The sequence below is a fragment of the Janthinobacterium kumbetense genome (genome assembly GCF_023703445.1).
Taxonomy (GTDB): domain Bacteria; phylum Pseudomonadota; class Gammaproteobacteria; order Burkholderiales; family Burkholderiaceae_D; genus Janthinobacterium; species Janthinobacterium kumbetense.
In genome coordinates this window covers 21,574-33,856 of the sequence record NZ_JAMQGR010000001.1, presented here as the reverse complement: position 1 = coordinate 33,856, position 12,283 = coordinate 21,574, and the positions used below count along the sequence as shown (strand labels likewise).

Genomic DNA, 12,283 nt, shown 5'->3' with positions numbered 1-12,283 from the left:
AATGGCGGCGGACCGAAGTCCGCCGCCATTTTGCATTATGCAGCCAACAATTACTGCTTGATGGCTTCGATGGCAAACGTCAGCGTGACGTCATCGCTGACGGCTGGCGCATATTTGCCGGCGTTGAATTCCGAGCGCTTGATCTTGGCCGTGGCGTTGGCGCCGCAAGCGTCTTTTTTCAGCATCGGGTGCGGTGCGCAGGTGAACGAGGTGACGGTCAGGGTGACTGGCTTGGTCACGCCTTTCAGGGTCAGGTTGCCGTCGACGGAAGCGAGCTTGTCGCCGTCAAAATTGAACTTGGTCGATTTGTAGGTGGCGACCGGGAACTTGGCCGTGTCGAGGAAATCTTCGCCCTGGATGTGCGAGTTGAACAGGGTCGAACCCGTGTCGACGGATTTGGTGTCGATCAGCACTTCGACGGCGCCCGTCTTGGCGGCGCGGTCCAGGGTGACCTTGCCGGTGGTGTTATTGAAACGGCTTTGCTGCGTCGAGAAGCCCATGTGGGTGTACTCAAAGCGGGGGAAAGTGTGGCTGCCATCGATGACATAGACTTCAGGAGCGGCAACGGCGGACAGCGAGAAGCCGGCGGCGGCGATAAAAGCGAGCAGTTTTTTCATTGTAGGTTCCTGATAGAAAGTGGAGGATGTCAAAACCGCAACCAGCTGCAGGCGACTGGCGCATGCGGCTGATTGTCTGGCTTCAGTTGCAACAGATTATGCATGGCATGAAGATCGATGTAAAACGGAAAATATACCTAGTTAGCATCGATAAAATCGATAATACATGGCAATATTCTCTGCGACAGCGCCTTCTGCTGCCGATTATTGTCTGCATTGCCAAAAATATCCAGCGTTATCCGGCGCCTCAGATTACATCATAGATGAGAATGATTCTTGTTATTATTTGATGGGCTTGCTATCATGGCGCGCTTTGATCACGGGGACATGCGCGGTGCTTGAACGCTATTACCAGGAATTGCTGCGCCTGATTTCGCGCTCCACGGGATGCCGCGACAAGGCCCAGGACGTGGTGCAGGAAGCCTACGCCCGCCTCCTGGCGCGCCAGCCGCAAGGCGGCGCCCGCGCCCTGCATGGCGATACGCCGCCCGACAGCGGCCAGCGCGCCCTGCTGTACGTGACGGCGAAAAACATCGCCATCGACGAACAGCGCTTGCGCCAGAGGCGGCCCCATGACGCGCTCGACGAGCCGCACATGCAGCTGCGCGCGCCGCGCGCCGATGAACCCGAGCAACGGCTGCACGACCGGCAAACCATGGAACGCCTGCTGCTCATCATCGAGGGCTTGCCGCCGCGCTGCCGCCAGGCTTTCGCACTGTACAAGTTCGATGGCCTGAGCCAGATCGAGATCGCCGCGCAGATGGGTATCTCCGTCAACATGGTGGAAAAACACATCATCAACGGCATGCTCGCCTGTAAAAAAGGCTTGCCCGAGCGGGATACGCTATGAAACAGCACATGACATCACAAGACACGACGGCCGACGACATCGACTTCCTGGCGGCGCAATGGCTGCTGCGCCGCGATGCCGGCCTGGCCGCGCACGAACTGGCGGCATTGCAGCAATGGCTGGAAGCGGACCCGCGGCACCAGCAGGCCTGGCAGGCGCTGGCCCGCACCGATGCGCTGCTGGCCAGCCTGCCGGCGCAGCGCGTGGCGGCCTTCAGCCAGCCCGTCGCGGCGGCGGGTACGCCGTCATCGCTGCTGCGGCGGCTGCGCCAGGCGGCCTCTTTCCCGCCGCGCGGTGCGCTGGCCGGCGGCTGCCTGCTGCTGTGCGGCCTGCTGGCCTGGCCGCTGGCCGGCCATCTGCAGCGCCCCGGCTTCCAGCACGATTACAGCACGGCGCGCGGCCAGTTCGCCACGCAAGTCCTGCCCGACGGCAGCCGCATCGAACTCGATAGCGGCAGCGTCGTCGACGTGGCCCTGTACCGCGACCGGCGCAGCGTGCGCCTGCTGCGCGGCCAGGCCATGTTCCATGTGCAGGCCGACCCTGCGCGTCCGTTCCAGGTCATCGCGGGAGCGGCCACGGCGACGGTACTGGGCACGCATTTTTCAGTGCGCCACGTGGGCGCCACGACCCAGGTGAGCGTGGCGCAAGGCACGGTGCGCGTGGAGAGCGAAGCCGGCGCGCATGCCGAAGTGCTGCGGGCGGGCGACACCGTCACCGTCACGCCGCAGGGCGTGCAAGCGCTGGCCAGGGTCAGCGCACAAGCGGTGGGCAACTGGCGTGCCGGGCGCCTCGATTTCGAGGACGCCACCCTGGCCGAGGCGCTGGCCGAATTCGAGCGCTATGGCGATTCGGGCCTCGTGCTTGACGACCCGGCCCTGGCCGGCCTGCGCCTGAACGGCAGCTTCGACGCGAAGCTGCCGGCGCAGTTTGCCGCCGCCCTGCCCCTGGCCTTGCCCGTGCGCCTGCTGCGCCAGGACGGCAAGCTGCACATTCTCGCCCGCTGATGTAGTCCACATGCAGCGAAATAAAATACATCCACACGTCAGGGTAAATGAGACTCATTCGTTTTAACTATGAAGGATCACCACATCACCATAGGAAAAACATGCATATGACTCCATCGCGCCATCCCTTGCACGCCCGCCTGTCTCCCCTCTTCCTGGCCATCGGCCTGGCCTTCGCCACGCCCGCCGTGCATGCCGCCGCCGCGCCGGTGGCGCAGGTCGAATGGCACATCCCCGCGCAGCCCTTGAACCGCGCGCTGAACGAACTGGCGCGCCAGGCCGGCATGGTGCTGCTGGCCGACGCGCGCCTGACGCAGGGACGGCAAAGCGCACCGCTGCAAGGCCGCCATTCGCTGCCCGAGGCGCTGCGCCAGCTGCTGGCCGGCAGCGGCCTGCAGGCGCAGCTGCAAGACGGCACGACCATCATCATCAGCGCGCCCGCCCCCGTCGCCGCAGGCGCCGTGCAGATCGGCACCCTGCGCGTGAATGGCCAGGGCGGCAGCGGCACGTTCGAGACGGACGACACGGACCCGGCCGACCTGCCCTACGTCACGTCCGCCTCGTCCGCCTACATCGGGCGCGAACAGATCGAACGCTTCCGCGGCACCTCGCCGGCCGACATCTTCAAGGGCGTGGCCGGCGTGCAGGTGGGCGACAGCCGCAACAGCGGCGCCGTCGACGTCAACGTGCGCGGCATGCAGGGCCAGGGCCGCGTGCCCGTGCTGATCGACGGCAGCCTGCAATCATCCACCGTCTACCGCGGTTACGCGGGCATCGCCGACCGCAGCTACATCGACCCTGACCTGATCAGCGCCATCCGCATCGACAAGGGGCCGAACCTGTCGGCGCAAGGCGCGGGCGCCATCGGCGGCATGGTCAGCATGCAGACTCTGCGCCCCGAAGACATCCTGCGACCAGGCCAGCGCACGGGCGTGCGCCTGCGCGGCGGCATCCAGGACAACAGCGTCTCGGCGCCGGACGATTTCGGCAGCGCGCCGCGCACGCACCGCAACAAGCTGGGCAACCCGCGCAGCGGCTTTGGCAGCATCGCCGTGGCCACGCGCCAGGACGACTACGACCTGGTGGCCGCCATCAGCCAGCGCAGCATCGGCAATTATTTTTCCGGCACGCGCGGTTTCGAACGCTATCAGTTGCTCAACGAATGGGGCGACGATGGCGTGACGCAGTTCTTCAAGAAAGGCGATGAAGTGCTGAACACGGCCAACCGCACCACCTCGGCCCTGCTGAAAGCCAACCTGCGCCTGCCGCACGAACAGAAGCTGGAGCTGGGCTACCGCTATTTCGACAGCAGCTATGGCGAAATCATGCCCTCGCAAATCTACCGCAACAGCACCGGCAGCATCCCGCAATGGGACCCCAGCCAGGTGCGCACCAACGCGCTGACGGCGCGCTACGAATGGAAGCCGGAAGGCCAGAACCTGATCGACCTGAAGGCCAACCTGTGGCTGACGGACATGCAGAGCAAGTCGCGCAACGGCGATATCTTCAGCAATCCGCTGGAAGGCAAGACCAATCCGGGCGACCACGAATGCAAGGAATGCGTGGAAGTGCTGTACTTGGCAAAGAACCAGGCGCGCCGCGTCGGCACGGACCTGACGAATACCTCGCGCTTCGCCACCGGCATGGGCGCGCTCAAGCTCGATTACGGCCTGTCCTTGCAAAATGAAGATATCGGCCCGGCCGACAGCGTGCGCATCCTCGATGAAGACTTGAACGCCAATCACACGCTGCGCAACGGCAAGCGCCACGAGCAAAGCGCCTTCGCCTCGCTGCAGTGGCAGGCGCGCGACTGGCTGAGTGTCGAGGCGGGCGGACGCTTCCAGCGCTTCGATACGCGCGACCGCAACCGCCGCGCCGAGCAGCAATACCATCCGCAAGGCTGGCAATGGGTCACCATGTGGGACAAGGACGGCGATCAGATCGGCGCGGCGAAGTGGTACCAGGATGCGCAGGGCCGGTTCACGCCCGCCACCAATCCCGCGCTGGTCGGCGGCATGGTGGAAAACTACGGCACCGCGCCGGCGCCGCTGGACGTCTCGCAGGTGGACCAGTGGAGCGGCAATGGCTATGTCTACCGCGACGCCATCCCCGGCCTGTTCAAGTACAGCACGCCGATCCGCCGCAAGGACCACGGTTTTGCGCCCACGTTTGCCCTGACGGCGCGCCTGTCCGACAGCGTCAGCCTGTTCCTGCGCGATGCGCGCGGCTTGCGCATGCCCAGCCTGTACGAATCGACGATGGGCTTCTCGGCCACGTATTCGTCGCCCTTGAACGCCGAGCGCAGCCACAACCGCGAAGTGGGCGTGAGCGTGGTCAAGGATGGCGTGTGGAGCGCCGCCGACAAGCTGCGCCTGCGCATCTCCTACTTCGACAACGTCACCCACGGCTACATCACGCGCCGTCCGATTCCCGACCTGCCGGCCTACGCACAGAATTTCTCGATGGCGAACACGGACAAATACAGCGTCTCGGGCATCGAACTGCAGTCGTCATATGACCAGGGTAGCGTGTTCGCCGATTTTTCCGGCACCTGGAACCGCAAGACCCTGATCTGCGACGCGGCCACGGCGGCCTATTTGCGCAAGGCCAGCAAGTGGGAATCGGATATCTGGAACACGCCCGACTGCTCACCCATCGGCTTTTCCAGTTCCTACGTGAGCAACCATATCCAGCCCAAGCTAAGCGCCAACCTGACCCTGGGCACGCGCTGGCTGCAGGAAAAACTCACCGTCGGCACGCGCCTGACGCACGTCGGCCATCCGCTGGCGCGCCAGGACGACAAGGCCGTGTGGCAGTCGTGGACGGGCACCTCGCCGCAGGTGCTGACGCAGGCCTACACCCTGGCCGACCTGTTCGCCAGCTACAAGATCACGCCCAACGCCACCGTCGACGTGGCGGTGGACAACCTGACGGACCGTTACTACCTCGATCCGCTGACCCTGAGCCTGATGCCGGGGCCGGGCCGCACGGCGCGCGTCACGCTTGGCGTTCGTTTCTGATTTGATTCATCCTTATAATAGAGAGCAGATACTCCATGCATGCAGCAAGCGATACCAGCAGCACCTTGAACACCGTTCCGATTAACGCGGCCCCTAGCCGCAGCCAGCGCCTGAAAGCCGACACCATGGCCACCCACGACTTGCTGGACCAGCGCATCATGGCCAGCGCGCCGTTTTCCAGCCGCGACAATTACGCGCGCTTCCTGCAGGCGCAGTACGCGTTCCTGCGCGATGTCGACGCGCTGTACGACAACGCGCAGCTGGCCGCCCTGCTGCCGGACCTGGAACAGCGCCGCCGCTACGCCAGCATCGCGGCCGACCTGAGCGACCTGGGCACCGTCCTGCCGGCCGATGCGGCCACGCCGCCGTTCGACGCGCAACTGGACCTGGCCACGGCGCTGGGCTGGCTGTACGTGAGCGAAGGCTCGAAGCTGGGCGCGGCCATCCTGTATAAGCTGGCCGGCAAGATCGGCCTGGACGAGCATCACGGCGCGCGCCACCTGGCCGGCCATCCGGACGGACGCGCGCGCCACTGGCGCGATTTTACGTCCGTGCTCGATACGGCCGTCCTTGACGCCGCCGGTGAAGCGCGCGTAATCGACGGCGCGCGCGCCGCCTTCCTGCGCATGCATGGCCACGTGGAGGCTTGCGCCTGATGGAAGAGCCAGTAATCCAGGCCGGCGCGGAAGCGCATACGGCACGGCTGCGCCGCTGGGCCTGGACGGCCGCCGGCATGCTGATGGTGGCGCTGGGCGTGATCGGCGCCCTGCTGCCCGTCATGCCGACAACGATCTTCCTGATCCTGGCGCTGGCCTGCTTCAGCCGCGCCTCGCCACGCCTGGAACACTGGCTGCTGCACCACCCGCGCTTCGGCGCGCCGCTGCGCCAGTGGCGCGAACACCGCGCCGTGTCGCGGCGCGGCAAGGTCCTCGCTTGCCTGGGCATGGCCATCGGCTTTGTCGCCATGTGGCTCGGCCATCCGCCCTGGTGGGTCATCGCCCTCGTGGCAACGATGGAAATCGCCGTCATCATCTATCTGCTGCGCCGCCCGGAAGGGCCGGTGCCGGAAAAGACGCCGCCGGCGGACTGGCACAAGCCGCTGACCATCGCCACGGTCTTCGCCATGCATGGCGCCCTGCTGGGATGGGCCGTGTACCACCGCGCGCCGGCAGCGCCCGTGCTGGCCATCGCGCCCGACTCCGCGCAGCCGGCCATGCTGCTGTTCCTGCCGGCCGCCGCCCCGCCCCGCCCGCTGGAGCAGAATCTTGCTGAACAGGCCAGCGCCGCGGCCGCGCCGTCGCGCGCCCTTGCCAAAAAAGCAGCGCCAGCCCTGCCGCAATTCGTGCCGCCGCAGCCGGATGCCGCGCCCATGCCGCCGCAAGCCGAGGCCGTCGCGGCCGTCGCCGAGGTGCGCCCTGCCCCCGTCACGCCGGCACCGGTGGCCACGGCATCCGTCGCGGCGGCGCCTCCCTCGCCCGCCCTGCCGCCCGCGCCGCAGGAGCTGCGCAGCGGCGTATCGAGCTGGGAAGGCAAGGTTTTGGCGCGCATGAAACGCTTCCGCCGCTACCCGACGGCGTCACGCGCGAAGCAGGAACAGGGCGTGGTGTATCTGCGCTGCCGCATCGACCGCGATGGCCAGGTGCTGGCCGCCGCCATCGAGCGCAGTTCCGGTTCCGCGGCGCTGGATCAGGCCGCGCTCGATACTTTGCAACGGGCCGCGCCACTGCCGCGCATTCCCAAGGAACGGCCGGACCCGCTGGAATTATCGATTCCCGTCGAATTTTCCATCGGCTGATCGCGTAAAAACCGCTTTTACTCTCGCCAAACACCCATATAGACATTATTTGCATATTCAAAGCAAGATTCTGTCGTAGGAGTAATAACACGATCGGAGGTATACTACGCAGCCGACGTAACAGGCTGGGCGATTTGGCCCCTGCAAGCGCGCCTGTCACGGTCCAATAAAAAAGGAAACACTGCATGACCACACCACACCGTACGCCGGTGATTCGCATCGATGGCGCAAACAAGACCTTCGCGCTGCCCAAGGGCGAACAATTCCACGCGGTCAAATCGGTCACGCTGGAAGTCTATCCCGGTGATATTTTCGGCCTGATCGGCAAGAGCGGCGCCGGCAAATCGACCTTGCTGCGCCTGATTAACCTGCTCGAGCGTCCCGACAGCGGCAGCATCACGGTCGCCGGGCGCGAATTGACCAGCTTGAGCAAGGGCGAACTGCGCGACGCGCGCCAGAATATCGGCATGATTTTCCAGCAATTCAACCTGCTGCAAAACGCCAGCGTGTTCGACAACGTCGCCTTCCCCCTGAAAATCCATGGCACCACCAAGGGCGAGCACATCGCCGCCCGCGTCGAGGAATGCCTGGCGCTGGTGGGCTTGTCCGACAAGCTGCACAGCTATCCGGCGCAATTGTCGGGCGGGCAGAAACAGCGCGTGGCGATTGCCCGCGCCCTGGCCAGCCACCCCGACGTGCTGCTGTGCGACGAACCGACGTCCGCGCTGGACGCGGAAACGACGCGCGCCCTGCTCGATACCTTGCGCGACATCAATGCGCGCCTGGGCGTGACCATCGTCATCGTCAGCCATGAGCTGTCGGTGCTGGGCGCCATCTGCAACCGGGTCGCCGTCGTGGAAAGCGGCGCCATCGCCGAACAATTCGACCTGAGCGACACGGCCACCCCGCGCAAGACGGCGCTGGGACGCGAGCTGGCTTACTACGGCACCGAGGCGTTTGAAGCCACCGCATGGAAGGATGCAACACATGTTTGAAGAATCGATCAATAACGTCATCAACCTGCTGCCGGAAATCTGGGTGGCGCTGGGCCAGACCATGACCATGCTGGGCATCGGCCTGACGGCCGCCATCCTGATCGGCGGCCCGCTGGGCATCTTGCTGTTCCTCGTCTCGGAAGGCCAGTCGCTGGAAAACCGCCCGCTGTCGACGATCCTCGGCTGGCTGGTCAATACCGTGCGCAGCTTCCCCTTCATCATCCTGCTGGTCGCCCTGACGCCGTTTACGCGCATCATCGCGGGCACTTCGATCGGCCCGCTGGCGGCCAGCGTGCCGCTGTCGTTCGCCGCCATTCCCTACCTGGCGCGCCTGGTGGAACAGAACCTGCGCGAAGTGCCGCGCGGCGTGATCGAAGCGGCGCACGCCATGGGCGCGTCGGAAATGCAGATCATCTTCCGCGTGCTGCTGGTGGAAGCGCGTTCCGGCCTGGTGCTGGCCCTGACCGTGCTGTCGATCAGCTTCCTGTCGTATTCGGCAGTGGCCGGCGTGGTGGGCGGCGGCGGTATCGGCGACCTGGCCATCCGCTACGGCTACTACCGCTTCGAGACGGACATCATGGTCGCCACCGTGGCCATCCTGATCGTGCTGGTGCAAACCATCCAGTTCGCCGGCACGCGCATCGCCAAGCGCCTCGACAAACGTTAATTCATATTCAGTATTTCAGTACAAGGAAAAGCATGAACCACATTCGCCGCAACCTGCTCCTGGCCGCTGCCAGCCTGGCCTTCGCCACCGCCGCCCACGCCAAGGACCCGAAAGAACTCGTCATCGGCACCAGCTCCGGCCCGTATTCGGACCAGCTGAAGCTGGGCATCAAGCCTATCCTGGAAAAACAGGGTTACAAGGTCAAGATCGTGGAATTCAACGACTACGTGCAGCCGAACTACGCGCTGGCCGAAGGCTCGCTGGACGCCAACGTGTTCCAGCACATCGTCTACCTGACCAAGTTCGCCACCGATAACAAGCTGCCACTGAGCTCATTGATCACCGTGCCGACCATGCCGATCGGCCTGTACGGCGGCAAGCAGAAAACGCTGGCGGAAGTCAAGAATGGCGCCACCATCACCATGCCGAACGACCCGACCAACCAGGCGCGTGCGCTGGTGATGCTGGCCAAGATGGGCTGGATCAAGCTGAAACCGAACGTCGACCCGCTGCGCGCGTCCGAACGCGACGTGCTGGAAAACCCGAAGAAGCTGAAACTGGTGCCCCTGGAAGCGGCACAGCTGCCACGTTCGCTGGCCGACGCCGACTACGCTTTCGTCAACGGCAACTTCGCCCTGGCCGCCGGTATGAAGCTGACCTCTGCCCTGAGCGTGGAAAAGATTTCGGACAGCTACATCAACCTGGTGGCCATCCGCACGGCCGACAAGGCCAAGCCATGGGTCAAGGACCTGGAAGCGGCCTACCGCTCGCGCGCCTTCCTCGACGCGACGAACAAGTATTTGGCCGGCTACGAAAAGACGGATTACCAGCTGGCGCTGGAAAAGACGCTGAAAAAATAAACCGCTGCATGCCATGCAAAAAGGACGGCCAAGGCCGTCCTTTTTTATTGTCCGCGCCGCGCGGGCGCTGTCATGCCATGCTTAGAAGCGGTAGCCCACGCCTACGCCGATCAGGACAGGGTCGATCTTGACTTCGCTGGCCTTGGCGGCACCGACGAAGACGTCGCTGCGGATCTGCACTTTCTTGATGTCGAAGTTCAGCGACCAGTTTTTGTCCAGCTTGTAGTCGACGCCAGCTTGCAGCGCGAAGCCCCAGCTGTCATGCTCGAGACGGCCAGCGCCATTCAGCAGTTTCACGCTCGAAATATTCGTATAGTTCACGCCTGCACCCACGTATGGGCTGAACTGTTTTTCAGGCATGAAGTGGTATTGCAGCGACAAGGTCGGAGGCAAATGCTTGAACGTGCCGATATTTTGGCCACCCAGGGTGACGTCATGCTTTTGCGGATACGTCAGGATCAGCTCGGCAGCGATGTTCGGCGTGAAGAAATACGAAATATCGATTTCAGGAATCGTCTTGCTGCTGACGTGGATCGTGTCCGATGCGCCATTGCCCAAGACCGGCGTGGATTTGTTGGCAGGATCGATATGCACGGCGCGCGCACGGACCAGCCATGGGCTTTCCTGTGCCATGGCGTTGCCGGCGAATGCACCAATGGCGGCCAGGACGATTGCTGCTGCAGTTGCGGACGTTTTCATTATGTTTTCCTCTGTCGTTAAGTAACGCTGCGAAGTCTAAGAGTGCAGTGCAACAAAAACTTTGATCCACATCAAATAGTGCTAGATGGCATCACCAGAGGGATTTTTTCCTTTGCCCAAGTCAAAAATTGCCGTATTGCAGCGCATCAATGCACGTCGGCAAACAGGCTGGCGACCCAGTCGGCAAAGACGCGCACGCGCGGCGACAATTGCCGGTGGTGGGGATACAGCACGGACACGGGCAGCGGGTCGGGCCGCCAGTCCCGCAGCACTTCCACCAGTTCGCCAGCCGCCAGCGCCCGCTCCAGGTGATAGCGGGGTGCCTGAATCAAGCCCATGCCCGCGCGGCAGCAGGCGTGATACGCGTCCGCATTGTTGACGGACACGGTGCCCGGCAAGGCCACGCTGCGGCGCTGGCCTTCCACCTTGAAATCGAAGGGCCAGACCTTGCCCGTCTGGGCGGAAAAGAAATTGACGGCGCGGTGGCCATCCAGCTGCGCCAGATGCTCCGGCGTGCCGTGCGCGGCCAGGTAGGCGGGGCTGGCGCAGGTCACCTGTTCCAGCAGCGCCACGCGGCGCGCCACCATCGACGAGTCGCCCAGTTCGCCCACGCGCAGCACGCAATCGACGCCTTCGCGCACCAGGTCGACGAGGCGGTCGCCCATGCCGATTTCCAGTTCGATCAGCGGATAGCGGGCGCAGAACCGGTCCAGCACGGGCATGACGAAGTGCATGGCCAGGGTCGCGTGCAAGTCGATGCGCAGCTTGCCGGCCGGTTGCTGCGCCGCCGAACTGAACACGGCTTCCGTTTCTTCCAGGTCCGCCAGCAGGCGCACGCAACGCTGGTAATACGCGTCGCCATCGGGCGTGGGCGTCACTTGCCGCGTGGTCCGCTGCAGCAGGCGCACGCGCAGCCGCGCTTCCAGTTGCTTGATCGCATGCGTGACGGTGGCCTTCGGATAGCCGAGGTCATGCGCCGCCTGCGTAAAACTGCGCAGTTCGACGATGCGCGTAAAGATGCGCATCGCATCAAATCGGTCCATGCTTCCTCCATTGTTATTTCCTGCTGCACAGTATAGCGATTCGACCGCCACTTTTCAGCAGCAACCAATACTGCTGGCATCAGTTGCCTGCCACGCAAGCACCACTTGCGCCGATGTCACTGGATTGCCGCCCGCGCGGCATACTATTTACAGCACACACATGAGAATGGTAATGATTATCATTTGCGATATAATGCAATACCTCGCTCGGGCGACTACAAAAAGGAATGGGAGACATGGATATATTGAGGGAACTGCGTGAATCGGGCTTGAAAGTGACCATCCCCCGCTTGCGGATTCTGCAGCTGTTTCAAGAAGGCACGATCAAGCACCTGAGTGCGGACGATGTCTACAAACTCTTGCTGGCTGAAAAGATCGACGTGGGCCTGGCCACCATCTACCGCGTGCTGATGCAGTTTGCCGAAGCGGGCATCCTGTTTCGCCGGCATTTCGAATCGGGCCACGCCGTCTTCGAACTGAACGAAGGGCAGCACCACGACCACCTGGTCTGCACGGGTTGCGGCAAGGTCGATGAATTCGTCGACGAAGGCATCGAACTGCGCCAGAACGAGATCGCCGCCGAGCGGGGCTTCGTGCTGCACGAGCACGCGCTGTCGCTGTACGGCACCTGCGCCGAGTGCACGGCGAAGAAAGTGCCGCCGCGCCGGGCCTGAGGATGCCTGGGCCGTTTGGGCGCCGCTGCCTTGCGGTAAGATTCGCTCAAGCTTGAGAA

General features: G+C 63.8%; 13 protein-coding genes. 10 read left to right on the top strand and 3 right to left on the bottom strand.

Features of this window, described 5'->3' with window-relative positions:
- Window positions 1–50: 50 nt before the first annotated feature.
- Entirely contained in the window at window positions 51–617 is a 567-nt protein-coding gene (locus NCG91_RS00175) for a YceI family protein (protein WP_099667289.1), read from the bottom strand.
- Window positions 618–643: 26 nt separating this feature from the next.
- Between NCG91_RS00175 and NCG91_RS00170 the strand changes: the two genes are divergently transcribed.
- From NCG91_RS00170 to NCG91_RS00125, 9 genes are all read left to right on the top strand, one after another.
- Window positions 644–880: a hypothetical protein gene (locus NCG91_RS00170; RefSeq protein ID WP_251348087.1), complete on the top strand. Its 237-nt coding sequence runs from the start codon at window positions 644–646 to the stop codon at window positions 878–880.
- 71 nt (window positions 881–951) lie between these two features.
- Window positions 952–1,467: an RNA polymerase sigma factor gene (locus NCG91_RS00165; protein WP_251348086.1), complete on the top strand. Its 516-nt coding sequence runs from the start codon at window positions 952–954 to the stop codon at window positions 1,465–1,467.
- Window positions 1,468–1,475: 8 nt separating this feature from the next.
- Window positions 1,476–2,471, top strand: coding sequence for a FecR family protein (locus tag NCG91_RS00160; protein ID WP_251348085.1), 996 nt, complete (start codon window positions 1,476–1,478; stop codon window positions 2,469–2,471).
- Window positions 2,472–2,572: 101 nt separating this feature from the next.
- A complete protein-coding gene (locus NCG91_RS00155) occupies window positions 2,573–5,491 on the top strand; it encodes a TonB-dependent receptor (RefSeq protein ID WP_251348084.1) in 2,919 nt (972 codons plus the stop codon).
- Between the two features lie 35 nt (window positions 5,492–5,526).
- A complete protein-coding gene (locus tag NCG91_RS00150; protein WP_251348083.1) occupies window positions 5,527–6,147 on the top strand; it encodes a biliverdin-producing heme oxygenase in 621 nt (206 codons plus the stop codon).
- Window positions 6,147–7,286 carry a TonB family protein gene (locus tag NCG91_RS28135; RefSeq protein WP_435526455.1) on the top strand — a complete coding sequence of 380 codons (1,140 nt, stop codon included), beginning with the start codon at window positions 6,147–6,149 and terminating at the stop codon, window positions 7,284–7,286. The genes NCG91_RS00150 and NCG91_RS28135 overlap by 1 nt, the downstream gene beginning before the upstream one ends.
- 185 nt (window positions 7,287–7,471) lie before the next feature.
- Window positions 7,472–8,281: a methionine ABC transporter ATP-binding protein gene (locus NCG91_RS00135; protein WP_099667285.1), complete on the top strand. Its 810-nt coding sequence runs from the start codon at window positions 7,472–7,474 to the stop codon at window positions 8,279–8,281.
- Window positions 8,274–8,948: a methionine ABC transporter permease gene (locus NCG91_RS00130; protein WP_046683994.1), complete on the top strand. Its 675-nt coding sequence runs from the start codon at window positions 8,274–8,276 to the stop codon at window positions 8,946–8,948. Before NCG91_RS00135 ends, NCG91_RS00130 begins: the two co-directional genes overlap by 8 nt.
- Before the next feature lie 32 nt (window positions 8,949–8,980).
- On the top strand, window positions 8,981–9,808 hold the full coding sequence (locus tag NCG91_RS00125) for a MetQ/NlpA family ABC transporter substrate-binding protein (RefSeq protein WP_099667284.1): 828 nt from the start codon (window positions 8,981–8,983) through the stop codon (window positions 9,806–9,808).
- Between the two features lie 81 nt (window positions 9,809–9,889).
- Here the strand turns inward: NCG91_RS00125 and NCG91_RS00120 are convergent, their stop codons facing one another.
- Together NCG91_RS00120 and NCG91_RS00115 are read right to left on the bottom strand one after the other, a co-directional pair.
- Window positions 9,890–10,507, bottom strand: coding sequence for an OmpW/AlkL family protein (locus NCG91_RS00120; protein WP_099667283.1), 618 nt, complete (start codon window positions 10,505–10,507; stop codon window positions 9,890–9,892).
- Between the two features lie 146 nt (window positions 10,508–10,653).
- Window positions 10,654–11,550 (bottom strand): LysR family transcriptional regulator, encoded by an 897-nt coding sequence (locus NCG91_RS00115; protein ID WP_099667282.1) that lies wholly within the window; start codon window positions 11,548–11,550, stop codon window positions 10,654–10,656.
- A 236-nt stretch (window positions 11,551–11,786) separates the two neighbouring features.
- Here NCG91_RS00115 and fur point away from each other — a divergent pair, with 236 nt between their 5' ends.
- Complete coding sequence (fur, locus tag NCG91_RS00110; protein WP_099667281.1) at window positions 11,787–12,224, top strand: ferric iron uptake transcriptional regulator; 438 nt, start codon at window positions 11,787–11,789, stop codon at window positions 12,222–12,224.
- The last annotated feature ends 59 nt before the right edge of the window (window positions 12,225–12,283 follow it).

What these genes read in the sequence shown, in the direction of transcription:
- NCG91_RS00155 (WP_251348084.1), top strand. Translation starts at nt 2,573, where the DNA reads ATGCATATGACTCCATCGCGCCATCCCTTGCACGCCCGCCTGTCTCCC.
- fur (WP_099667281.1), top strand. Translation starts at nt 11,787, where the DNA reads ATGGATATATTGAGGGAACTGCGTGAATCGGGCTTGAAAGTGACCATC.
- NCG91_RS00150 (WP_251348083.1), top strand. Translation starts at nt 5,527, where the DNA reads ATGCATGCAGCAAGCGATACCAGCAGCACCTTGAACACCGTTCCGATT.
- NCG91_RS00175 (WP_099667289.1), bottom strand. Translation starts at nt 617, where the DNA reads ATGAAAAAACTGCTCGCTTTTATCGCCGCCGCCGGCTTCTCGCTGTCC.
- NCG91_RS00160 (WP_251348085.1), top strand. Translation starts at nt 1,476, where the DNA reads ATGACATCACAAGACACGACGGCCGACGACATCGACTTCCTGGCGGCG.
- NCG91_RS00115 (WP_099667282.1), bottom strand. Translation starts at nt 11,550, where the DNA reads ATGGACCGATTTGATGCGATGCGCATCTTTACGCGCATCGTCGAACTG.
- NCG91_RS00170 (WP_251348087.1), top strand. Translation starts at nt 644, where the DNA reads ATGTCAAAACCGCAACCAGCTGCAGGCGACTGGCGCATGCGGCTGATT.
- NCG91_RS00135 (WP_099667285.1), top strand. Translation starts at nt 7,472, where the DNA reads ATGACCACACCACACCGTACGCCGGTGATTCGCATCGATGGCGCAAAC.
- NCG91_RS00125 (WP_099667284.1), top strand. Translation starts at nt 8,981, where the DNA reads ATGAACCACATTCGCCGCAACCTGCTCCTGGCCGCTGCCAGCCTGGCC.
- NCG91_RS28135 (WP_435526455.1), top strand. Translation starts at nt 6,147, where the DNA reads ATGGAAGAGCCAGTAATCCAGGCCGGCGCGGAAGCGCATACGGCACGG.
- NCG91_RS00130 (WP_046683994.1), top strand. Translation starts at nt 8,274, where the DNA reads ATGTTTGAAGAATCGATCAATAACGTCATCAACCTGCTGCCGGAAATC.
- NCG91_RS00120 (WP_099667283.1), bottom strand. Translation starts at nt 10,507, where the DNA reads ATGAAAACGTCCGCAACTGCAGCAGCAATCGTCCTGGCCGCCATTGGT.